Below are 21,815 nucleotides of genomic sequence, written 5' to 3'. Positions count from 1 at the left end.
CTGGCTCCTTAAAGCGCGGGCTGAGAGAGTTTTTCGACACGGCCATAATGGCGGCCACCGCCGAATTCGGTGGAAAGAAAGGCGGTGACGCAGGCCTTGGCCATGTCCACCCCGGTCAAGCGCGCGCCCAGGGCAAGGACGTTCGCGTCATTATGTTCGCGGGATAGCGCCGCCGACAATGGCTCCGACACTAGCGCACAGCGGCACGCCGGATTGCGGTTGACCGCGATGGAAATGCCGATGCCAGAACCGCACAGCGCTATGCCACGCTCGGCCGCGCCGGATGCGACGGCGCTGGCGAGCTTGTACCCGAAATCGGGATAATCCACGCGGTCGGCGGTAGCGGGACCAAGATCATGAACCTCATGACCTTCATCACGCAGCCAATCGGCGAGTTCGGCCTTCAGATCAACGGCGGCATGATCGGAAGCAAGGGCGATTTTCACGGCGAAATTGTCCTGTCACGCAAAAGGTGATTCGTGTCCCGCGCCTCTTAGGGGCAGAGGCTGCCAATTGCCACAGTCCAGCTGGCCGCTTATGGCCTGCTTCATGGCATCGACAATATTATCCATTCTCATGCTCGCGGGACTGTTTCTCACGGGCGGCGGCATCTACGCGATCGTGAAGAAGGGCGATCGCAAGCGCGGCGTCCTGATGATCATAGCCGGACTGGTCATGTTCGCCAATGTAGCGATTTCCGCTATACCCGGCCCTGATGTGCCTATGCTGGAACGCCAGAACCACTGATCAGGCACGCAACGCCATTGCCGCCAGAAGATCGGTTTGGGTCACCATCCCACGCAGCTGTCCCTCGCCATCCACGACGATGGCTTCGTGCGTCAGCCCGCTCGTCAGCGGCCGGAGCAACTGCGAGACTGGTGTATGTTCCGCCACGAGCAGCGGCTCAGATGCGATGTCGCGGGCCGTCTCACCTTCCCGCGAAAGATCGAGTGGACCGACCAGACCTTGAACGCGCCCAGCGTCATCCAGCACCGGCAGCGATAATAGACGCCGGTCATGCAGCAGTTCGGCCGCCTCGGCCACGGACTGGCTTTCACGAATGGACAGTATGTCGCGCGACATGATCTCGCCGCACGTCAGCCTGGCATGGCTGCGTTCGGCGGCGCGCACCTCTGCATCATGCAGCACGACCTGCAAGTCGGCGGCGTTAACGTCCAGCACATCGCCATAGGCCTGCAACGCTTCCTCCACATCCTGTTCGGACGGCGGCGATCGCAGCAAGGGTGCCGGATCGCTCGTCCCATGCGCGCTGGGAGCTCTGGGGGCGACATGAGGATAGCTGTGCCCCGCGATCCGGTGAAAGATGATCGCTACCGTCACCAACAGAGCGGTGTTCAGCCCCACCGGGATAAAAGCAAACATATAGCTCGGCGCACCATTGGCCGCGCCCAGCACGACCGAAAGCGCAACCGCGCCGCCCGGTGGATGGAGGCAGCGCAGCAGGGACATGCCCCCAATGGCGCAACCTACCGCCAGAGCAGCAGCTATCGTAGGATCAGGGATTAGTCGCGCGACGGTAATCCCGACCAGCGCCGATACGACATTGCCGCCGAAAACGGACCATGGCTGTGCAAGCGGGCTTGCTGGCACAGCGAACAACAGCACCGCCGAAGCGCCCATCGGAGCAACCAGCAACGGATGCGCTATGCCGTTCCCCAGCATCAGGCCGCAAAGCAATCCGGTGATCGCGATGCCGCCTATCGCGCCGCTCGCCGCTTTCAAACGGTCGAAAAATCCCGGCCCGGGAGGCGCAGGTATGAAGGCGCTGTAATAGCGGCTCCATATCAGGCGAACGTCGTTGTTCTTCTCGTCAATCATGGCCCGCCGCCGCTAGTCGCGGTGGCAGCACAGGCCAAGATATATTTTCTTGATAGCTGATTTGGCTAAAAATGTGCCTCAGCCGAAACAAAGAAGGGCCGCGTTGCGGGCGGCCCTTCTTCATAATCAGCGAAGCGTGTCAGCGGATCGGCGAGTCAGGCGACAGGCGCATGTCCAGATAATTGTCGACCGACTTCATCAATTGATCCAGCTCATGTTCGAAAAAGTGGTTCGCGCCACGGATTTCGTCATGGTGAATGGTGATGCCCTTTTGCGTGCGCAACTTGTCGACCAGCTTCTGCACCGCGTTAGCAGTCACGACCTCATCCGCTGTTCCCTGCACGATGATGCCGGACGCAGGGCAGGGGGCTAGGAAGGAGAAGTCATACATGTTCGCGGGCGGCGCGACCGAGATGAAGCCGCGTATTTCCGGACGGCGCATCAGCAGTTGCATGCCGATCCATGCGCCGAACGAAAAGCCTGCGATCCAGGTGGTTTGCGCTTCGGGGTGGAAGCTCTGTACCCAGTCCAGCGCAGCGGCTGCATCGGACAATTCGCCGATGCCGTTGTCGAAAGTACCCTGGCTGCGACCAACACCCCGGAAGTTGAAACGCAACACGGCAAAGCCGCGCTTTACGAACGTCTTGTAGAGCGCCTGCGTGATGCGGTCGTTCATCGTCCCACCGCCCTGCGGATGGGGATGCAGGATCATCGCGACTGGCGCGCGGGGGCGGGGCGGAGGGCTGAAACGGCCTTCGAGACGGCCTTCGGGTCCGGGGAAAATAACGTCGGGCATGGCACCTGTTATGGTTCTGGCCGCCACCCGGATAAAGGAGGCCGGCGGTTGGATGCGGGCGCGCGAAAGCCAGTGCTGGCGTTGCGCGGCAGACCGCCTATATAGAACCCACCGCCATTTCCGCAATCAATGAGTAACATCGCCTCGTGGCCCTTGATCGCCTTTATCTGGACCACGCTGCGACAACCCCCATGCTGCCGCAGGCGAAAGCGGCCATGCGGGAGGCAATGGACCTGTGGGCAAATCCATCCAGCCCGCATGCGGAAGGACGCGCGGCACGCGCCGCGCTGGAGGACGCCCGATCGCGTATCGCTGCCGCCTTGGGATGGAAGGGGCATGTCCTGTTCACATCGGGCGCGAGCGAGGCGATCGTCATTGGCCTGACGCGAGCAAAGGCCGCCCATATTTTCACGTCTCCCGTTGAACATGATTCGGTTCTCCGCGTGACGCCCGAGGCCGAACGGCTGAAAGTCACCGCAGAAGGCGCCGTGGCGCTTGCTTCGACTGCATTTGGCCACGGCACGCTCCTCGCCATCCAGCATGTGAATAATGAAACCGGCGTCATTCAGCAGCTCGAAGCATTGGATCGTCAAGGATCGATCCTCTTTGCCGACTGCGCTCAGAGCGCAGGCAAGCTCCCCCTGCCTGATGCGGACATGATCGCGATCAGTGCCCATAAATTCGGAGGGCCGCCCGGAGTGGGCGCGCTTCTCGTCCGGGATTTGGCGCTCCTGACACCCAGCGGTGGTCAGGAACAGGGCTATCGGCCCGGTACTGAAAACCTCCCCGGCGTTCTTGCCATGGCGGCTACCCTGGAAGATCGCCCGGACTGGTTGCCGGAAGCTGCGCGGCTCCGGGAGCGACTGGACCAAGCCATCGAGGAAAGGGGCGGCGAAATCGTCGCACGTGCCGCGCTGCGCAGCCCTGCGATTGCCAGCTACCGCATGCCCGGTGTTTCAGCCCGCGCTCAGCTCATTCAGTTCGACTTGGCCGGAATTTCCGTTTCGGCGGGCAGCGCTTGCTCAGCCGGATCGCTCAAGACCAGCCATGTCCTGCACGCCATGGGCTGGGACGAAGTTGCGGCGGGGGAAGTCATACGGGTCAGCTTCGGCCCTTCGACCAGCGACGCCAACATCGACCGCTTTCTGGACCAATGGACAAGGATGGCGAGCAGGCGGCCATGACCATCTATCTGGACTATCAGGCCACGACGCCGCTCGCGCCAGAGGCCTTTGACGTCATGGTCCCCCTTCTGCGCGACCAGTTTGCTAACCCCCACAGCGCCCACCGCTTGGGGCGAGCCGCTGCGGCGCAAGTCGAGCTGGCGCGGGAAGAAATCATCAGGCTGTTGCCCGAGGGAGGGCGGCTGATCTTCACATCGGGCGCGACCGAAGCGCTGAACCTCGCCATTCTCGGCGCTCCCGTCGGTGACATCGTGACGCTGGCGACCGAGCATGCGGCCGTTCTTGATACAGTGTCCGGGCTAGGGGCTAAGGGGCGCCGTGTCACGATCCTGCCGGTGGGCAGCGACGGCCTGATCGATCTGGACGCAGCGGAAGCCGCGATCAAGCCCGGCGTGGTACTCGTCGCTGCGATGCTGGTGAACAATGAGATCGGTGTGATCCAGCCCATCGACAAACTCGCCGACCTTGCTCATCGCGCAGGGGCGCTGTTCCTCTGCGATGCGGTGCAAGGCTATGGCCGCGTCCCGATCCCCGACAGCTGTGACATGATCGCCATAAGCGCCCACAAGATCCACGGACCCAAGGGCGTAGGCGCGCTCTGGCTAAGGGATGAGGTGAAGTTGGAGCCCGTCATGTTCGGCGGCGGGCAAGAGGCAGGCCTGCGATCAGGCACATTATCGCCTGCCTTGTGCGCCGGTTTCGGCGTCGCCGCCCGGCTGATGCGGGAGAGGGCGGAGCAGGACCACGCCCATGTAGAGGCGCTATGGCGACAGGCGCGCCAACTGTTCGACACATGGATCCTGAACGGCAGCGTGGACGCGCGCTATCACGGCAATCTCAACCTTCGCCGCGCGGGGATCGATGGCGCCCGGCTATTGTCGGAATGCCGTGAAGTCGCATTTTCGCTGGGAAGTGCTTGCGCGAGCGGCTCCGGGCGGCCAAGCCATGTGTTGCACGCCATCGGATTGTCGGAACGAGAGGCGCGCGGATCGGTGCGGATCGGCTTTGGCCGCTACACGACACCGGCCGAATTGGAGAGCGCCGCAAAGATAATGAACGACGCGGCAGCCGTACAAGCGGCGCCGTAGCCAAGGGAGTCGCAATCATGATCAGGGTCACGTTCGTCAGCGCGGATGGCGAAAATCGTCAGGAGGTTGATGCCGCCGCAGGCTCGGTGCTTCTGGAGGTAGCCCAGGCGGCAGGCCAGCCGCTGGAGGGAACGTGCGAGGGACAGATGGCCTGTTCCACCTGCCATGTGATTGTTGAATCAGAGGATTTTTCCAAACTGCCGCCCGCCAGCGAAGCGGAGGAAGATATGCTGGACCTCGCCGCAGCGGCCACCCGGACCAGCCGCCTGTCCTGCCAGATCATATTGGAAGAGAAGCTCGACGGCCTCACCGTCCGCATCCCCGGCGAATCCTACAACATGCAGGGCATGTAGTTTATGCGCCTTCACATAGGTGTCGTGGCGGGGATGATGTTGTCGCTCTCTGGCCCTGTCATGGCGCAACAGGACGGCGCACGCCAATCCCTCTTGCCGCCCGCGCCTCGTTACATGGTTAGCGAATCGGCGATGAAGTCCGTGCGCAACCCGCGCGAGATCGAAAAGGAGACCGGCGGCCGCCTCGGTGTCGCACTGGTCGATAACAAGGGCGGACTGCTACTCGGCTTCAACCGGGACGAACGCTTCGCCATGTGCTCGACCTTCAAGGCGCCTCTCGCAGCGGCGGTGCTGATGGGCGCCGACGCCGGGCGGTTCGGGTTGGAAGGACAGGTGGCGTTCACTGACGCGGACATTGTCGACTATGCGCCGGTGGTGAAGGCAAACCGCAAACGCGGTCGCCTGTCCATGGCGGAACTGGCCGAGGCGGCGGTGGAGGTTAGCGACAATAGTGCCGCAAACCTGCTTCTACCGATGATCGGCGGCCCCGAAGGCCTGACCGCTTTTGCTCGCGCACATGGCGATACGGTGACGAGGCTGGACAGGACCGAACCGGCGCTGAACGAAAATGTCGAAGGTGATCCCCGTGACACCACCAGTCCCGCCGCCATGGCAAACCTCATGGCTCGTCTGATCTTCCGTGACATGAAGAGCGAGAGCGCCGACCGTCTGAGAACGTGGCTCAACGCCAGCACAACGGGCGATAGGCGGATCAAGGCAGGCCTGCCCAAAGGCTGGACCTCGGGCAGCAAGACAGGAAGCTGCGGCACGGCCTATAATGATGTGGCGTTGGTGAAGGCGCCATCGGGTGAAGAATATGTCCTGGCCGTCTATCTCGATCGGCCGACCACCGATGCCAAGGCGGCCGAAGCAGCCATCGCCGAAGCGGCCGGCGCAGCACTTGATTTCATCGCAAAGGCGCAGCGAACCGGGCTTGAGTAACCCGGCCCTTGCCATCGCCACAGCCTTTCGCCATATGCCGCGCCGGGAGTCGGGCGGACGTGGTCGTCGCCAACCTGGTCAGGTCCTGACGGAAGCAGCCACAACGATTTCGCCGCGGGTCGTTCCGGCTCCCACCTTTATTCGGCTTTCCGGCTTCGACAGCCGCTCCTCAAGCCGCTAGATTGTTACCATGTCCGATTCATCTCAGCCCTATCGCGTTCTTGCGCGCAAATACCGGCCGCGCAGCTTTCGCGAACTGATCGGGCAGGATGCCATGGTCCAGACGCTGGGTAACGCGATCCGTCGCGGCAGGCTGGCCCACGCATTCCTGATGACCGGGGTGCGAGGCGTCGGGAAAACATCGACCGCGCGCCTGATCGCCAAGGCATTGAACTGCGTAGGGCCGGACGGGCAGGGCGGTCCCACGATCGACCCCTGCGGCGTGTGCGAACCCTGCCAGGCAATTGCCGAGGGCCGCCACATCGACGTGGTCGAAATGGACGCCGCCAGCCACACCGGCGTCGATGACGTGCGCGAGATCATTGAGGCGGTGCGCTATGCCGCAGTCTCCGCCCGCTACAAGATCTACATCATCGATGAAGTCCATATGCTGTCGAAGAACGCGTTCAACGCGCTTCTCAAGACGCTCGAAGAGCCGCCAGCGCATGTGAAATTCCTGTTCGCCACAACTGAAGTGAACAAGGTCCCCGTCACCGTCCTTTCCCGTTGCCAGCGCTTCGACCTGCGCCGCATTCCCGCTGAACTGCTCGCGGCCCACTTTGCCCATGTGGTCGAGACGGAGCAGGTTGCCGCCGAAGACGATGCCCTCGCGCTGATCGCCCAGGCAGCAGAAGGTTCCGCTCGTGACGGCCTTTCCATCCTCGACCAGGCGATTGCCCATGCGGAGATGGGGGAGGGCGCCCCGCTCGTCACAGCCGCTCAGGTCCGCGATATGCTCGGCCTTTCGGATCGTGGCGCCGTTCGCCGCCTGCTCGGCCTGCTGCTGGAGGGCGATACCGCCGCGCTGCTGACTGCGGTGCGCGAACAATATGCGCTCGGTGTCGAGCCCCTGTCGCTGGTCAGAGGGCTGCTTGAACTGGTGCATGCCGTGACGCTGGCGAAGGCGGGGCGGGATATCGCCAACCCCGGCCAGTCCGCAGAGGAGCGTGAGGCGCTCGCCAGCTGGGCCTCGCAAATCGGCTTCGCGCCGCTTCATCGTCTCTGGCAGTTGCTGCTCAAGGGCCATGATGAGGTTGCAGGCGCCGCATTCCCCATCGAATCGTGCGAGATGGCGCTGCTACGCGTCATACACGCCGCGACCATGCCCGACCCCGGCGAGATCGCGCGACTCCTGCGCGAAGGCTCCGTTCCGGCTGCGCAGACGGCTTCGGCTCCTGCCTCAGCCGCCGCTCCCACCGCATCGCTGCCTCGTGATGCGAAGGCGCTCGTCGATCTGCTTTGGGAACAAAAGAAAGGGCGGCTCGCTGACTTCCTTCATGATTGCGTGCGCATCGTCCGGTTCGATCCACCCGAATTGGAATTACAACTAATGCAGGAGTGGGCCGACGGCGATTTCTGCCGTACGCTCGCAGTGGAATTGCAGAGGGCGACGGGTTCCTCGTGGCAGATAAGGCGCAGTGAAGGCAGTGCCGTTCCGTCATTGCTGGAGCAGCAGCAGGCAAGTCAGGCGCAAGAGCGCGCCGAAATATTCGATACCCCGGTGGTGAAGGCCGTGCTTGCGGCCTTCCCCGAAGCCGATCTTGATCGGACCGAAGCATGGAGCGCAGAGCGATGAAGGATCTGAACGAAATATTGGGCATGGCCAGCCGCGTGCAGGAAGAGCTGCAACGCGCACAGGACAATCTCGACAAGATCGAGGTTGAGGGAGCCGCAGGCGGCGGTCTGGTAAAGGTCCGCGCTTCGGCCAAGGGGCGTATCGTGGGCGTGTCGATCGACGACAGCCTGCTCGCTCCTAGCGAAAAGCAGATGCTTGAGGATTTGGTAGCCGCAGCTTTCAATGACGCTCGCAAGAAAGCGGACGAAGTAAGTTCTGCGGAAATGTCGAAGATGACGAGCGGCCTCCCGCTTCCGCCGGGGTTCAAGCTGCCTTTCTGATCGGCACTCGGATAACAGTCCATTCAAAAGGACGGCACCAATTGAATGAGGCCCCGACTGTCCCCATAAAGCCATGAACCGCATGGCAGAGGAAATAATCGTGCGGCCCGCCGGAGATTCAATGACTACGCAATATCCCCTCCTTCCGTTGCGCGACATCGTGGTTTTCCCGCAGATGATCGTCCCGCTCTTCGTCGGTCGCGACAAGAGCGTCTCTGCCCTTGAGTCGGCGATGGAAGGAAATAAGGAAATCTTCCTCGTGTCGCAGCTTGACCCTGCGGAGGATGATCCGAACCGTGACTCGCTGTACGACACCGGGGTCGTCGCGATCGTGTTGCAGCTGCTGAAGCTGCCGGACGGCACCGTCCGCGTGTTGGTCGAAGGAAAGCATCGCGCGCAACTGCAGTCGATCAGCTCGGCCGACAACCATCTGATCGCTGAAGTCAATCCAGTCGATGAGGTCGCAGCCGAAGGGCCTGAAGCCGAGGCGTTGATGCGCTCCGTCGCCGAGCAATTTGAAAATTACGCGAAGCTCAACAAGAAGCTGCCTGCCGAAACGCCGGTTCAGCTTCGTGAGATCGAGGATGCAGGTCGCCTGGCCGACGCCGTGGCCGCCAACATCAACGTAAAGGTCGCCGACAAGCAATCGCTGCTGGTGGAGGCTGATCCCGTAAAGCGTCTGGAGATGGTCTTCGCCTTCATGGAAGGCGAGCTTGGCGTCCTTCAGGTCGAAAAGAAGATTCGCGGTCGCGTAAAGCGGCAGATGGAAAAGACCCAGCGCGAATATTATTTGAACGAGCAACTCAAGGCGATCCAGCGTGAACTGGGTAATGGCGAAGGCGAAGAGGGTGATGAACTCGCCGAACTCGCCGACAAGATTGCCAAGACGAAGCTCAGCAAGGAAGCGCGCGCAAAGGCGACGGCCGAGTTCAAGAAACTCAAGGGCATGCAGCCCATGTCGGCTGAAGCCACGGTCGTGCGTAACTATCTCGACGTGCTTCTGGGCTTGCCGTGGGGCAAGAAGGGCAAGGTCAAGACCGATCTGAAGCGTGCGCAAGCGATCCTGGACGAGGATCATTTCGCACTGGAGAAGGTCAAGGACCGGATCATCGAATATCTCGCAGTGCAGGCCCGCACTAACAAGCTGAAGGGGCCGATCCTGTGCCTCGTCGGCCCTCCGGGCGTCGGCAAGACCTCGCTCGGCCGCTCGATCGCCAAGGCGACGGGACGCGAATTCGTGCGCCAGTCACTTGGCGGCGTGCGCGACGAGGCTGAAATCCGTGGCCATCGCCGCACCTATATCGGGTCTCTGCCGGGCAAGATCGTGACCAACCTCAAGAAGGCGGGAACGATGAACCCGCTCTTCCTGCTGGATGAGATCGACAAGCTGGGCCAGGATTTCCGTGGCGATCCGGCCTCCGCGCTGCTGGAGGTGCTGGATCCGGAACAGAACAGCAAGTTCCAGGACCATTATCTGGAAATCGATGTCGATCTTTCGGACGTGATGTTCGTCACGACCGCCAACTCGCTGAACTTGCCGCAGCCACTGCTGGACCGCATGGAGATCATCCGGCTGGAAGGCTATACCGAGGATGAGAAGGTCGAGATTGCGCAGCGCCACTTGCTGCAAAAGCAGATCGACGCTCACGGCCTCAAGGAAGGCGAGGTGGAAGTCACCGAAGCCGCGATCCGTGATCTTATCCGCTACTATACGCGTGAGGCTGGCGTCCGCACGCTTGAACGGGAAGTTGCGCGGATTGCCCGCAAGGCGCTCCGCAAGATTCTGGAAGGCGTTTTCGAGAAGGTCACGATCACGCCGGAAAATCTTGCTGAATATGCCGGGGTGCGGAAGTTCCGCCACGGCGTCGGTGAGGAGGAGAACCAGATCGGCGCCGTCACTGGCCTCGCCTGGACCGAAGTGGGTGGCGAGCTACTGACCATCGAAGCTGTCACCGTTCCTGGAAAGGGCGCCATCCGGACCACCGGCAAGCTTGGCGAGGTGATGAACGAATCCGTGCAGGCGGCCTTTTCCTATGTGAAGGCGCGTTCGCCCGGCTACGGTATTAAGCCCAGCATCTTCACCCGCAAGGACATCCACATCCACCTTCCCGAAGGTGCGGTGCCAAAGGATGGACCGTCCGCAGGTATCGGCATGGTGACGAGCATCGTCTCGACATTGACCGGCATCCCTGTTCACAAGGATGTCGCCATGACGGGCGAGGTGACGCTGCGAGGCCGTGTGCTTCCGATCGGCGGCCTCAAGGAAAAGCTCCTCGCAGCGCTGCGGGGCGGTATCAAGACGGTGCTGATCCCGGCGGAGAATGAAAAGGATTTGGCGGAAATTCCGGCAAATATCAGGGAAGGGCTGGAAATCGTACCCGTTTCCCATGTGGATGAAGTGCTTGCCCGCGCGTTGATTTCAGTGCCTGAAGCGATCGCCTGGACAGAAGAAGATGACCTGGCCGCACAGCCGAGTCCGGCTGCGGGGCGGGATGGCGACGCGACGCTTCGCCACTGATTGCAAGCACAACGGTAATTAGCCGCCACTTTCAGTGAGATTTAAACCTATGGTTGAAAATCTCACTGGAGATGGTGGCTTTGTCGCTTTCCCTTTGACAGCCGATCAAAGCTGGGCCTTATTGCGCCGCCGACGCCGCGATTCCTTAGCTATTCACACAGTTAGAAGGGGGTTCCCAAGGTATGAACAAGCAGGATTTGATCAGCGCTGTTGCCGAAAGCAGCGGTCTTAGCAAAAGCGACGCCAGCAAGGCCGTCGAAGGCGTATTCGATTCCATTTCGTCTGCACTCAAGAAGGGCGACGAAGTGCGGCTCGTGGGCTTCGGCACCTTTTCCGTTTCGCAGCGCAAGGCGTCCACCGGCCGCAATCCACGTACTGGCGAAACGATGACCATCAAGGCGTCGGCCCAGCCTAAGTTCAAGGCGGGCAAGGGTCTGAAGGACTCGGTCAACTAACAAGCGGGACGGCGCCTTGCGGGGCGCCTGATCCAGAAACCAAGATGTTGGGCGTCGCGGCCTGATTGGTTTAGGAGAGTAGCGTCGCCGAAGGTGAGAAAGCCTCGTTGCGACCATGTACTGAACAGAGGGAAGAGGGGCGCGGGCCAATCGGTCGGCGCCCCGTTTCTTTTTCCATCGTGCGCACGCATTTGCCAGCTTGACGACTATCCAATCGCCGCATATGTGCCGCATCTCTCTTGGGCCGAACGGCCCTGTGGCGATCGTAGCTCAGTTGGTTAGAGCGCTGGTTTGTGGTACCAGAGGTCGGGGGTTCGGATCCCCTCGATCGCCCCATTTTCCTCCTTTTTCTGACGCGATGGGCTTCGCATGAGCCCTCCACCGGACTATAGCCCGACTATGGACGATGCGCGTGACAAGGGCCTGACCCTCAATCCCAAATATGATCGTGACGGACTGATCACAGCGGTCGTAACTGATGCTGGCAGCGGTGAAGTGCTGATGGTCGCCCATATGAATGCGGAAGCGCTGGCGCTGACCGTGGAAACCGGATTGGCGCATTTCTGGTCGCGCAGCCGCCAGTCGCTATGGAAAAAGGGCGAGACGTCGGGCCACATGCTGGAGGTGCGCGACATCCGGATCGATTGCGACCAGGACGCGGTTTGGGTGAAAGCGGTTCCGGCAGGTCCGACATGCCACACAGGCGCGCGATCCTGCTTCTTTCGCCGCGTAGGCCCGGAAGGACTGACTGCTGTCGATACGGTGGAATAGCCTCGTCATTCTGCCGCTACTGGTCGGGTGCCAGGGGGACGGCGGGGGCTCCGCGAGTTCGGCAGGCAATACCGCCTCGACGTCCGGGCTGGAACGCGCGGCCATTGAAAGCGGCGTCATCGCAGATACCTCCAGATCGTCTCCCGTCGGACTTTTCCATCGGCGTCATGAGGCGGGCAGCGACAGCCTGTGCATCATCCCCGGCCGATCCGGCGATTTCCGCTTCGGCGCTGAAGCCATTTTCGGCGAGGATCAACGCTGTTGGGGTCGGGGTTCCGCAAAGCGAGCCGGAGACAAGCTGATACTCAGCTTCGATCGGGCCGGGGGTTGCATTATCGTCGCCCCATATGATGGCGATCAGATCGCCTTCCCCGGTGTTCTCGACCTGAAGTGCGCTGATCTTTGCGAAGGACGAGGCTCACTCGAAGGCGTCAGCTTCCCCCGCGCATCGAGCGATGCCAGCGCTGCGCTGCGCGCCACCGGGCACGATGGCAATCCGCTTTGCGAACAGGATTGACGCAGTTCAGCCGGCGTCTCGGACCTGGCTGGTGTCCAGCATTTTGCCCTGCGTGATGATCACCAGGTCCCCCAGCTTCACCGCCGCGAACAGCTTGCGCGCGAAGGCGGTCGGTACGCCGATGCAACCGTGGGTGGCGCTGCCCCATTTGACGTCGCTGCCATGGATCGCCACGCCATCATTCGTCAGTCGCAGCATGTAGGGCATCGGCGCATCATAAAGGTTGGACACATGGTCCGCGTCCTTCTGCGTAATGGGGAAGGCGCCCAAGGGGCTGGGCTTGTCATCGGCGCCATAGAGGATCACCGCCGCACCGATTTCATGGCCAGCGCGAAAAGCTGACAGCGTCTGAGCTTTCAGGTCCACCGTGATGATGACCGGACCCGTCGCAGGCGCTTGGCTCTCATCCCAGACATAGTCGCCATGGCGGAACGGCCCCTCGATCGGCAGCACGCTTTTGACCACCAGTGCATGCGGACTGACGGGCAGTGGCTGTGACCGGCTTCGCTCGATCAGTGCCTTGGCAGGAGCGCTTTCAGGCGAGGCGGCCTTATGCGGCGAGGCCTCAAGATCGCGCCCGCGATCCACATAAACACTCACCAGCAAACCGGCAGCGCCAAGCACGCCGCCTATGATCAGCTTCGGCCCCGCCGCTTTCGCTACATTCCGGATCAATCGCGCCATGCCCATTTTATTGCATGCAAAAGGTTAAGCTCAGCCTTCCCGATCCACCTCGGCCGCCGCGATCGCGGTCAGGTTCAGGACGCCGCGAGCGGTAACGCCTGGCGTCAGCACGTGAATGGGTTGTGCCAGCCCCATCAGCATCGGTCCCACAGTCGGTGAGCTGGATGAGGCGGACAGCGCGGTGAGGGTGATATTCGCCGAATCAAGGTTTGGCATCACCAGCAGATTGGCAGGCCCTTCAAAGCGAGTATCTGGCACCAACCGTTCCCGCAGCGATTGGCTGAGGGCGACATCAGCATGCATTTCACCATCGACGAGCAGATCCGGCGCCTGTGCCTGCACCAGCTGCAACGCCGTCCGCATCTTCCGCGCGCTGGGGCTGTGCGAAGCTCCAAAGTTCGAATGCGAAAGAAGCGCCACGCGCGGCGCAAGGCCGAAATGCCGAAGCTCGGTAGCGCCCGCGATAGCCATCTCAGCCACCTGCTCGGGTGTCGGATCGGGGACCATATGCGTATCGGCGATGAACAGCGCGCCTGCGTCCAGGATCAGTCCCGACAGCGCATAGACGCGACTATGTCCCGGTCGACGCTCGATGATCCTCAGGACATGTTCCACCTGACCCCAATATTCGCTGTTCCCGCCCACCAGCGCCGCATCGACGCGTCCGGTGCGCAGCAGCATCGCCGCCGTGACTGTCGGGCGCCGGTATACGTGACGCAACAACTCGGCTGCTGGGACGCCTTTGCGCGCTGCGATGGCACGATAGGCATCCACCAGCTGCCCGAGCAGTTCGTGATCGGTTTCCGGATCGACCACCTCCACATCGCGGTCCAGTTCGAAACGCAGACCAAGACTTGGCAGTTTATCCTTCAATATCCGCCGCCTGGCGACGATGACGGGGCGAACGATTCCCTCGTCCAGACCGTCCTGGATCGCGCGCAGCACGCGCTCATCCTCGCCTTCGCCATAAGCGATGCGGCGGCAGGTGCCCCGTGCGGCCTCGAACACCGGCAGCATCAGCTGCGCCGATCGTGTGTTCTGTTGGGCAAGCGACCGGCGATAGGCTTCGATATCCAAAGATCGCTTCGCCACGCCGCTGTCCATTGCCGCCTTGGCCACTGCGGGCGCAATCTCCGCTATCAGGCGCGGGTCGAAGGGCGTCGGAATGATATAGTCCGGCCCGAACGCCAACCGCCGCCCACCATAGGCCTGCGCAACGCTGTCATGCGCAGGCAACCGGGCAAGCCCGGCGATCGCTTCCGCCGCTGCGGCCTTCATGGCCTCGTTAATCTCTGTCGCCCGCGCATCCAGTGCCCCCCGGAACATATAGGGGAAGCACAGAACGTTATTGACCTGATTGGGATAGTCGGAGCGCCCGGTCGCAACGATGGCGTCGGGCCGTGCCTCGCGCGCGACCTCGGGCCGGATCTCCGGCTCCGGATTCGCTAAGGCAAAGATCAGCGGATTGGGCGCGAGCAGGGGAAGCCATTCAGGCTTCAACACCCCCGGCGCCGACAGACCCAGGAAAATATTAGCCCCCGGCAGCACTTCGGGCAAAGTCCGCGCATTGGTCTCGCGCGCGTAACGGGCCATGTTGGGCAACATGCCCTCGCGGCCTGAATGGATGACGCCATCCTTGTCGGTCAGCGTCACATGCTCGACTGGCAGGCCCATCGACACCAAAAGGTCGACACAGGCCAGCGCCGCCGCTCCGGCACCGGATGTAACCAGTCGCGCTTCTGCCAATGTCTTGCCCTGCAAGACCAGCGCGTTTCGCACTGCGGCCGCCACGACGATCGCAGTTCCATGTTGATCGTCATGGAAGACCGGAATCTTCATCCGCTTCTTGAGCTCCGCCTCGATGGCGAAACATTCCGGCGCCTTGATATCTTCCAGATTGATGCCGCCGAATGTCGGTTCCAGCAGCGCCACGGCCTCAATGAACTTTTCGGGGTCGGTCGTGTCCACCTCGATGTCAAACACATCGATGTCGGCGAACTTCTTGAAGAGGACAGCCTTGCCCTCCATCACCGGCTTGGAGGCAAGCGCACCGATGGCACCCAGCCCCAGTACGGCCGTGCCGTTGGAGATCACCGCGACCAGATTGCCGCGCGCCGTATAGTCCATCGCCTTGTCGGGGTCTTCGGCGATGTCCAGGCAGGGAGCGGCCACGCCGGGAGAATAGGCCAGCGCCAGGTCGCGCTGGTTCACCATGCGCTTGGTAGGTTCTATCCGTAGCTTCCCCGGCTGCGGAAAGCGGTGATAATCCAAGGCTGCGCGGCGGGTGTTGTCGTCCATGACCCGGCCTTATTATTGATTTGGGATAGGGGCAATGCCGACACGCCCGTAAATGGCCGATTTGCGTGTCTTGTCGGATAAGAGACCCCACTTGACCGCTGCGATGAAAAGCCCCGCTTGTGCGCCGGGGCGCTTCCCACTAAATCGCGCGCATGACATCGACTAACGACATTCGCCGCTCCTTCCTCGACTATTTCGGGGCGAACGGCCACACCATCGTTCCTTCAGCGCCTCTGGTGCCGCATAACGACCCGACGCTGATGTTCGTCAACGCGGGCATGGTGCCGTTCAAGAATGTCTTTACGGGCTTGGAATCACGGCCCTACACGACCGCCACCAGCAGTCAGAAGTCAGTACGTGCAGGCGGTAAGCACAACGACCTCGACAATGTCGGCTATACCGCGCGCCACCATACTTTCTTTGAAATGCTCGGCAATTTCAGCTTCGGCGACTATTTCAAGGAACAGGCGATCACTCATGCCTGGACCCTGTTGACCAAGGAATGGGGCATCCCGGCGGAAAAGCTGACCGCGACCGTCTATCATACCGACGACGAAGCCTTCGACCTGTGGAAGAAGATCGCCGGCCTTCCTGAGCATAAGATCATCCGCATTCCGACCAAGGATAATTTCTGGGCCATGGGCGACAGCGGCCCCTGCGGTCCCTGTTCGGAAATTTTCTACGACCATGGCGATCATATCTGGGGCGGCCCTCCGGGATCGCCGGAAGAGGATGGCGATCGGTTCGTCGAGATCTGGAACCTCGTCTTCATGCAATATGAGCAGGAAGCGAACGAGATCGTATCTGAACTGCCCAAGCCCAGCATCGACACCGGCATGGGGCTGGAACGCGTCGCGGCCGTGCTTCAGGGCGTCCACGACAATTACGACACCGACACTTTCAAGGCGCTGATCGAGGAATCGGGCGCGCTGACCAAGACCGCGACTGATGGCGACTTCAAGGCCAGCCACCGGGTCATCGCGGACCATCTCCGCTCTACCAGCTTCCTGATCGCGGACGGGGTGCTGCCCGCCAACGAAGGCCGTGGCTATGTCCTGCGCCGCATCATGCGCCGCGCCATGCGCCACGCGCATATCATCGGCGCGAAGGAACCGTTGATGCACCGCTTGGTCGGTAGCCTCGTCTCCGAAATGGGCGGCGCCTATCAGGAACTGGTCCGCGCTCAGCCGCTGATCGAGGAAACGCTGCTGCGAGAGGAAACCCGCTTCCGCCAGACGTTGGAAAAGGGCCTCAAGCTGCTCGACGAAGCGACGGTCGACCTTTCCGAAGGCGGCACGTTGCCGGGCGAAACCGCGTTCAAGCTCTACGACACCTTTGGTTTCCCCTATGACCTGACTGAAGATGCGCTGCGTTCACGCGGCTTGGGCGTCGATCGTCAAGGCTTCGACGCCGCGATGGCCGAGCAGAAAGCCGCCGCCCGCGCTGCGTGGAAGGGCTCGGGTGAAAAGGCCTCTGACGAAATCTGGTTCGATATTGCCGAGAAAACGGGCAATACCGAGTTCATCGGCTACAGCTCGACCGAGGGCGAGGGCGAGGTGCTGGCGATCGTCAAGGACGGTGTGAACTTCGACAGCGCATCAGCCGGTGATACGGTCACGGTCATCACAAATCAGACGCCATTCTACGGCGAAAGCGGCGGCCAGATGGGCGACGCTGGCACGATTACGTCGCTGTCTGGTCTGGTGGCTGATGTAGAAGATACCGCAAAGCCACTTGGTCGACTGCACGCGCATCGAGCAAAAATTGGGACGGGCAGCATCAAGGTTGGCGATACGGTGCATCTCACCGTCGACACTGACCGCCGCGATCGCATCCGGGCGAATCATAGCGCTACCCACCTGCTCCATGCCGCGCTCCGGAACACTTTGGGCGCTCATGTGACGCAGAAAGGGAGCCTCGTGGCGCCCGATCGTCTCCGCTTCGACTTCTCGCATCCCGAAGCGCTGACGCACAGTCAAATCGCCTCGATTGAAAGCTTGGTGAACGAACAAGTCCGCCACAATGAGAGCGTCACGACGCGCCTCATGACGCCCGATGATGCTATCGCGGCGGGCGCTATGGCTCTGTTCGGCGAAAAATATGGCGACGAGGTCCGCGTTCTTTCCATGGGCAAGGGCGACGCGAACAGCTATTCGGTCGAGCTGTGCGGCGGCACCCACGTCCGCGCGACGGGCGACATCGCGATTTTCAAAATCATCTCCGAAAGCGCGGTATCTTCAGGAGTTCGCCGCATTGAGGCACTGACTGGAGAGGCGGCCCGCCTGTGGTTGACCGACCGCGAAGATCGCCTGCGCCAATCGGCCGCCGCGCTCAAGACCACACCTGAAGAGGTGCCCGCGCGCATCGCCGCTCTGGTGGAACAGAGCCGTAAGCTCGAACGCGAATTGGCCGAAGCGAAGAAGGCTCTGGCCCTCGGCGGTGGTAGCGGCGCTCAGGCAGTTGGCCCTGAAAAGGTTGGCCAGATCGACTTCATCGGCCAGGTCATCGAAGGGCTTGATCCCAAGGAACTGCGCGGGATCGTTGACCAGAACAAGGCCGCGCTGGGCAGCGGGGTGTCCGCCGTACTCGCCGTGGTGGACGGCCGGGCCAGCATCGCGGTAGGTGTAACGGATGACCTTACCGGCACGATCAGCGCCGTCGATCTTGTCCGTGCGGGCGTGGAAGCGCTAGGCGGGAAGGGCGGCGGCGGCCGTCCGGACATGGCTCAGGGCGGTGGACCGGAGGCAGAAAAGGCGGGCGCCGCGATTGACGCGGTCAAGGCGGCCTTGGCCAGCGTTCCGGCATAAGAACTCCAGGTTTCGAAAACCGCCGACAAGGAGGCGATGCTTAAGCTGCGCTTTCGCCATCTTGTTTCTGCTGTCATCACCGCTAATCTGATGAGAGGCAATGATCGGGGGGATCATGCGGTTTCTTGTTGCTATCTGTTTACTGCTGGTTCCCGCTGCAGCGCGTGCTGAATGGCTGGAAGCTTCGAGCGACCATTTCGTCGTCTATGCCGAAGCTCGGGCAACCGACGCTCGCCTCTTCTCGCAGCAGCTTGAAAGCTACCATGCAGCCATGGCGGCGGTCACGGGAACGCCGAACCTCCGTCCTAGCCCCTCCAATCGACTGACTATCTATGTAGTGAGCAGTGAAGCCCAGGTCCGAAAGCTGTATGGGGCCAATTCGCAATATATAGGCGGATTTTACACACCCCGTGCTGGAGGATCAGTCGCGATCGTTCCCCGGGTCAGAGCGACGCACGGTCAAATCGACACGTCGATGATCACGTTGCTCCATGAATATGCGCATTATTTTCTGATCGGATCGAGCAACTTCCCGATGCCGCGCTGGATGTCGGAAGGTGCGGCGGAGTTCTTTTCGTCAGCCGCTTTTCCCAGTGATGGCGGGGTTGAACTCGGGCGGCCCGCGCAGCATCGCGCCTATGAGCTTTATATGGCGATCGACGTGACCGCGAACGATCTGCTTGATCCCGCCGCCTATGAAAAGCGCCGAGGCAAGGGGTATGATGCGTTCTATGGCAAGAGCTGGCTGCTTTATCATTACCTGACTTTCAGCCCCGACAGGAAAGGCCAGCTTTCGCGCTACTTCACCCTTATTTCCCAGGGTAAGGACCCGCGATCTGCTGCGATCGAAGCGTTTGGAGATTTCGGCCAGCTCGAACACGAGTTAGACCGCTATCTGCTCAAATCCCGCATGACCATGCTTAAGCTGCCAGCCAGCATGATCAAAACCGGCCCCGTTGTCGTGCAAGGGGTAAGTGCGGGAGCAAACGCAATGATGCCGGTCATCATTCGTTCCCGGCGCGGCGTCGACGATGAAGGGGCCAAGGCCGTACTGACGGACGCGCGCGCCATAGCTTCGCGCTTCCCGAAAGATCCAGCCGTCCTATCCGCGTTGGCGGAGGCCGAACACGACGCTGGGAACGACAAGGAAGCGATCGCCGCAGCAGATGCTGCCCTGGCTAACGACCCGAAGCAGGTCAACGCCTATGTCCAGAAGGGGCTTTCCCTTTATCGCATGGCGCCAGATGCCCCGGATCAGGACGAGGGCTATAAGCAAGCGCGCGCCACTTTCATTGCACTCAATCGCATAGAAAATGACCATCCGCTGCCGCTCTTCTATTATTATGACAGCTTTGCCCGGCAGGGTAAAACGCCATCTTCGCTCGCGCTTCAAGGACTGGAGCGCGCGTCGGAACTGGCGCCCTTTGATCTCGGCCTACGTATGACTCTGGCGATGCAGCAATTGCGTATCGGTGACCGCAAGGAGGCGCAACGCAATTTACTGCCCGTGGCCTATAACCCCCATGGCGGTGACCTTGCTGAGACCGCAAGCACAATATTGGAACGGATGGACAAGGAACCGAATTGGGATGGGAGCGGCATGTCCGGCACGGGGCCTGACAATGCTGTAGCTATTGGACCTTAGGCACCTCGTCAGGGCGGAGTCGCCTCAGTTTCGGAGCGGTATCCATCTGCGCCGCATCTTTAATGCCCATGCGCAAGTCCTCACGCGTTTGATGGATCGAGGCAATAACCGGCCCCATCGCCACGCCCAGGTCGACGAGCGCCGTTTCTGCGAGTTGTAATGAGCTTTCAAGCGTCTCGGGAACCGCATCGCTTGCGCCCGCCTGGTAGAGCTGTGCCGCATGATCAGTATCGCGCGCACGGGCGATGATCGGCAAATCGGGCACCCACCCACGCACCCGTTTCGTGACACGCACCGAAAGCACGGGGTCGTCCATGGTAAGGATCAACGCTCGCGCATGGCCCAAACGGAGCTTGTCGAGCATTTCGACCCGCGCCACATCACCGAAGAGGATGGGGTAGCCGCCACGACGCCCCTCCGCAACTACGTCAGGATCCGACTCGACAACGGTGAAACGCTGGTTGTGTAGGCGAAGCAGATCGCACACCATTCGCCCGACGCGCCCGAACCCGATTACGACCGCCGCCGCCTCGGTACTTTCCTGCTGTAGCTCTGGCGCTTCCTCGCCAAGCGCCATTTCCAGCCTGCGTGCAATGTCGTGACCGATACGCGCGAGAAGTGGCGTGATGGTCAGGCCGATGGCCGTGACGATCTGCCAAAAGGCGGCGGTCGACGGGAGGATGAGCTTGGCTGCTGCTGCTGTCGAGAGCACGATGAGGGTCGTTTCAGAAGGACTTGCCATCAGCACGCCAACTTCGAGAGCCACACCCTTTCGCGCGCCCGAAAAATAGAGGAGCGCGGCGGTGACCAATGTTTTGACCAGGACAACCCCAACGACCGCAAGAACAAGGCTAGGCCAGTTCGCCAGGATCACCCGGACGTCCAGGCTCATGCCCACAGTGATAAGGAACACACCAAGCGCCAGCCCTTTGAAAGGCGCTGTCATCACTTCCACCTCACCATGATATTCGGTCTCTGCGATGAGTAGGCCTGCCAGTAGTGCACCGACGATTGGCGAAAGGCCTGCGAGCGAAGTCGCGATGCTCGAAACGATGACAACTAGCAGACTGGCTGCAAGAAACACTTCAGGGCTTTTGGTCCGCGCGGCCTGGCTGAAGATATGTGACAGGAAGATGCGGCCAAGAACGAGCATCACCGCGATCGTGAAGCCGCCTTTTAGCAAGGTATCGGCCAGCTCGCCCCAGGCACCGTCGGGACTGGAGGCTACTGACGGCGCGAGGGCGCCGAGCATGAATATTATGGGGACCAGCGCCAGATCCTCAAACAATAGCATCGCGAAGGCGGCCCGGCCCACAGCGCTTTGCGTGCCGACCATAGGGAGCACCACGGCCGTTGAGGAAAGGGCCAGGGCAAGGCCCAATCCGACAGCCCCTGCGGTTGGTTGCCCCAGAAAGTAGAGGCCCAAAGCAATCAGCGCCGCGCCGCCGATTAGTTCGGCGGCGCCGACCCCGAACACTTGGGCGCGCATTGTCCAGAGGCGGCGAAAGCTGAGCTCAAGTCCGATCGAGAAGAGAAGTAATATGACACCAAGCTCAGCGAATGGTTCAATCGCTCCTCTGTTTGAGATGGTGACATGATAAAGCCACGGATATTCAGCGACCAGCGCGCCAAGGCCCGATGGGCCGACAGCTAGCCCGACCAGAATGAAGCCAATGACGGGACTGATCCTCAAGCGTGCAAAGCCGGGGATCACCAGCCCGGCGGCCCCCAAGATGACGAGGGAATCGCTGAAACTTTGTGGATTGATTGCACCAGCCATACGCCATCATTGCTGTAAGCGCG

18 protein-coding genes, 1 tRNA gene and 1 other RNA gene are annotated in these 21,815 nt (G+C 61.4%); 14 read left to right on the top strand and 6 right to left on the bottom strand.

Translation table 11 applies throughout. From position 1 onward, the window contains the following. Window positions 1–8 precede the first annotated feature (8 nt). Window positions 9–446, bottom strand: coding sequence for a ribose 5-phosphate isomerase B (gene rpiB / locus IZV00_RS05925; protein ID WP_196226213.1), 438 nt, complete (start codon window positions 444–446; stop codon window positions 9–11). A gap of 103 nt (window positions 447–549) precedes the next feature. Here rpiB and IZV00_RS05920 point away from each other — a divergent pair, with 103 nt between their 5' ends. Beyond that, complete coding sequence (locus tag IZV00_RS05920) at window positions 550–747, top strand: hypothetical protein (RefSeq protein WP_196226212.1); 198 nt, start codon at window positions 550–552, stop codon at window positions 745–747. On the opposite strand, the gene IZV00_RS05915 is transcribed toward IZV00_RS05920, so the two are convergent. Next, the gene (locus tag IZV00_RS05915; protein WP_230463314.1) at window positions 748–1,839 is read right to left on the bottom strand and encodes an HPP family protein; all 1,092 of its coding nucleotides are present in this window, start codon (window positions 1,837–1,839) and stop codon (window positions 748–750) included. Between the two features lie 139 nt (window positions 1,840–1,978). Then, entirely contained in the window at window positions 1,979–2,635 is a 657-nt protein-coding gene (locus IZV00_RS05910) for an alpha/beta hydrolase (RefSeq protein ID WP_196226211.1), read from the bottom strand. Window positions 2,636–2,781: 146 nt separating this feature from the next. On the opposite strand from IZV00_RS05910, the gene IZV00_RS05905 reads away from it, so the two are divergent. The 11 genes from IZV00_RS05905 to hisI all read left to right on the top strand — a co-directional run bounded on the left by IZV00_RS05905 (window position 2,782) and on the right by hisI (window position 12,061). Then, window positions 2,782–3,819: a cysteine desulfurase family protein gene (locus IZV00_RS05905; protein ID WP_196226210.1), complete on the top strand. Its 1,038-nt coding sequence runs from the start codon at window positions 2,782–2,784 to the stop codon at window positions 3,817–3,819. Further along, entirely contained in the window at window positions 3,816–4,907 is a 1,092-nt protein-coding gene (locus IZV00_RS05900) for a cysteine desulfurase family protein (RefSeq protein WP_196226525.1), read from the top strand. The genes IZV00_RS05905 and IZV00_RS05900 overlap by 4 nt, the downstream gene beginning before the upstream one ends. A 17-nt stretch (window positions 4,908–4,924) precedes the next feature. Next, window positions 4,925–5,260 carry a 2Fe-2S iron-sulfur cluster-binding protein gene (locus IZV00_RS05895; protein ID WP_196226209.1) on the top strand — a complete coding sequence of 112 codons (336 nt, stop codon included), beginning with the start codon at window positions 4,925–4,927 and terminating at the stop codon, window positions 5,258–5,260. A gap of 33 nt (window positions 5,261–5,293) precedes the next feature. After that, the gene (blaSGM, locus tag IZV00_RS05890; protein ID WP_230463349.1) at window positions 5,294–6,202 is read left to right on the top strand and encodes an SGM family class A beta-lactamase; all 909 of its coding nucleotides are present in this window, start codon (window positions 5,294–5,296) and stop codon (window positions 6,200–6,202) included. A gap of 41 nt (window positions 6,203–6,243) precedes the next feature. Then, an RNA gene (gene ffs, locus IZV00_RS05885) (signal recognition particle sRNA small type) lies at window positions 6,244–6,341 on the top strand. 51 nt (window positions 6,342–6,392) lie between these two features. Then, the gene (locus IZV00_RS05880) at window positions 6,393–7,997 is read left to right on the top strand and encodes a DNA polymerase III subunit gamma/tau (RefSeq protein ID WP_196226207.1); all 1,605 of its coding nucleotides are present in this window, start codon (window positions 6,393–6,395) and stop codon (window positions 7,995–7,997) included. Then, window positions 7,994–8,317, top strand: a complete 324-nt coding sequence (locus IZV00_RS05875; protein WP_196226206.1) for a YbaB/EbfC family nucleoid-associated protein — start codon at window positions 7,994–7,996, stop codon at window positions 8,315–8,317. The genes IZV00_RS05880 and IZV00_RS05875 overlap by 4 nt, the downstream gene beginning before the upstream one ends. Window positions 8,318–8,438: 121 nt before the next feature. Beyond that, window positions 8,439–10,835, top strand: coding sequence for an endopeptidase La (gene lon / locus IZV00_RS05870; RefSeq protein ID WP_196226205.1), 2,397 nt, complete (start codon window positions 8,439–8,441; stop codon window positions 10,833–10,835). A 182-nt stretch (window positions 10,836–11,017) separates the two neighbouring features. After that, window positions 11,018–11,290 carry an HU family DNA-binding protein gene (locus IZV00_RS05865; protein ID WP_196226204.1) on the top strand — a complete coding sequence of 91 codons (273 nt, stop codon included), beginning with the start codon at window positions 11,018–11,020 and terminating at the stop codon, window positions 11,288–11,290. Between the two features lie 259 nt (window positions 11,291–11,549). Then, a tRNA-His gene (locus IZV00_RS05860) sits at window positions 11,550–11,626 on the top strand. 63 nt (window positions 11,627–11,689) lie between these two features. Continuing rightward, window positions 11,690–12,061: a phosphoribosyl-AMP cyclohydrolase gene (hisI, locus tag IZV00_RS05855; RefSeq protein ID WP_196226524.1), complete on the top strand. Its 372-nt coding sequence runs from the start codon at window positions 11,690–11,692 to the stop codon at window positions 12,059–12,061. A gap of 523 nt (window positions 12,062–12,584) precedes the next feature. Here hisI and IZV00_RS05850 read toward each other — a convergent pair. Both IZV00_RS05850 and IZV00_RS05845 read right to left on the bottom strand, forming a co-directional pair. Next, window positions 12,585–13,262 carry a L,D-transpeptidase family protein gene (locus tag IZV00_RS05850; RefSeq protein ID WP_196226203.1) on the bottom strand — a complete coding sequence of 226 codons (678 nt, stop codon included), beginning with the start codon at window positions 13,260–13,262 and terminating at the stop codon, window positions 12,585–12,587. Window positions 13,263–13,292: 30 nt separating this feature from the next. Further along, a complete protein-coding gene (locus tag IZV00_RS05845) occupies window positions 13,293–15,560 on the bottom strand; it encodes an NADP-dependent malic enzyme (RefSeq protein ID WP_196226202.1) in 2,268 nt (755 codons plus the stop codon). A gap of 152 nt (window positions 15,561–15,712) precedes the next feature. Between IZV00_RS05845 and alaS the strand changes: the two genes are divergently transcribed. Next, window positions 15,713–18,367, top strand: a complete 2,655-nt coding sequence (alaS, locus tag IZV00_RS05840) for an alanine--tRNA ligase (protein WP_196226201.1) — start codon at window positions 15,713–15,715, stop codon at window positions 18,365–18,367. Between the two features lie 649 nt (window positions 18,368–19,016). After that, complete coding sequence (locus IZV00_RS05835) at window positions 19,017–20,012, top strand: hypothetical protein (protein ID WP_230463313.1); 996 nt, start codon at window positions 19,017–19,019, stop codon at window positions 20,010–20,012. On the opposite strand, the gene IZV00_RS05830 is transcribed toward IZV00_RS05835, so the two are convergent. Then, a complete protein-coding gene (locus IZV00_RS05830) occupies window positions 19,999–21,792 on the bottom strand; it encodes a cation:proton antiporter domain-containing protein (RefSeq protein WP_196226200.1) in 1,794 nt (597 codons plus the stop codon). The two genes, IZV00_RS05835 and IZV00_RS05830, sit on opposite strands and share 14 nt — an antisense overlap. Between the last annotated feature and the right edge of the window lie 23 nt (window positions 21,793–21,815).

The sequence above is a fragment of the Sphingobium sp. Cam5-1 genome, from assembly GCF_015693305.1.
Taxonomy (GTDB): domain Bacteria; phylum Pseudomonadota; class Alphaproteobacteria; order Sphingomonadales; family Sphingomonadaceae; genus Sphingobium.
Note: the sequence above shows the minus strand (reverse complement) of the source record. Positions and strands in the feature narration are given on the sequence as shown.

Coding starts and splice junctions, on each gene's coding strand:
- IZV00_RS05920 (WP_196226212.1), top strand. CDS start 550: ATGGCATCGACAATATTATCCATTCTCATGCTCGCGGGACTGTTTCTC.
- IZV00_RS05915 (WP_230463314.1), bottom strand. CDS start 1,839: ATGATTGACGAGAAGAACAACGACGTTCGCCTGATATGGAGCCGCTAT.
- IZV00_RS05910 (WP_196226211.1), bottom strand. CDS start 2,635: ATGCCCGACGTTATTTTCCCCGGACCCGAAGGCCGTCTCGAAGGCCGT.
- IZV00_RS05900 (WP_196226525.1), top strand. CDS start 3,816: ATGACCATCTATCTGGACTATCAGGCCACGACGCCGCTCGCGCCAGAG.
- IZV00_RS05895 (WP_196226209.1), top strand. CDS start 4,925: ATGATCAGGGTCACGTTCGTCAGCGCGGATGGCGAAAATCGTCAGGAG.
- blaSGM (WP_230463349.1), top strand. CDS start 5,294: ATGATGTTGTCGCTCTCTGGCCCTGTCATGGCGCAACAGGACGGCGCA.
- IZV00_RS05880 (WP_196226207.1), top strand. CDS start 6,393: ATGTCCGATTCATCTCAGCCCTATCGCGTTCTTGCGCGCAAATACCGG.
- IZV00_RS05875 (WP_196226206.1), top strand. CDS start 7,994: ATGAAGGATCTGAACGAAATATTGGGCATGGCCAGCCGCGTGCAGGAA.
- lon (WP_196226205.1), top strand. CDS start 8,439: ATGACTACGCAATATCCCCTCCTTCCGTTGCGCGACATCGTGGTTTTC.
- IZV00_RS05865 (WP_196226204.1), top strand. CDS start 11,018: ATGAACAAGCAGGATTTGATCAGCGCTGTTGCCGAAAGCAGCGGTCTT.
- hisI (WP_196226524.1), top strand. CDS start 11,690: ATGGACGATGCGCGTGACAAGGGCCTGACCCTCAATCCCAAATATGAT.
- IZV00_RS05850 (WP_196226203.1), bottom strand. CDS start 13,262: ATGGCGCGATTGATCCGGAATGTAGCGAAAGCGGCGGGGCCGAAGCTG.
- IZV00_RS05845 (WP_196226202.1), bottom strand. CDS start 15,560: ATGGACGACAACACCCGCCGCGCAGCCTTGGATTATCACCGCTTTCCG.
- alaS (WP_196226201.1), top strand. CDS start 15,713: ATGACATCGACTAACGACATTCGCCGCTCCTTCCTCGACTATTTCGGG.
- IZV00_RS05835 (WP_230463313.1), top strand. CDS start 19,017: ATGGCGATCGACGTGACCGCGAACGATCTGCTTGATCCCGCCGCCTAT.
- IZV00_RS05830 (WP_196226200.1), bottom strand. CDS start 21,792: ATGGCTGGTGCAATCAATCCACAAAGTTTCAGCGATTCCCTCGTCATC.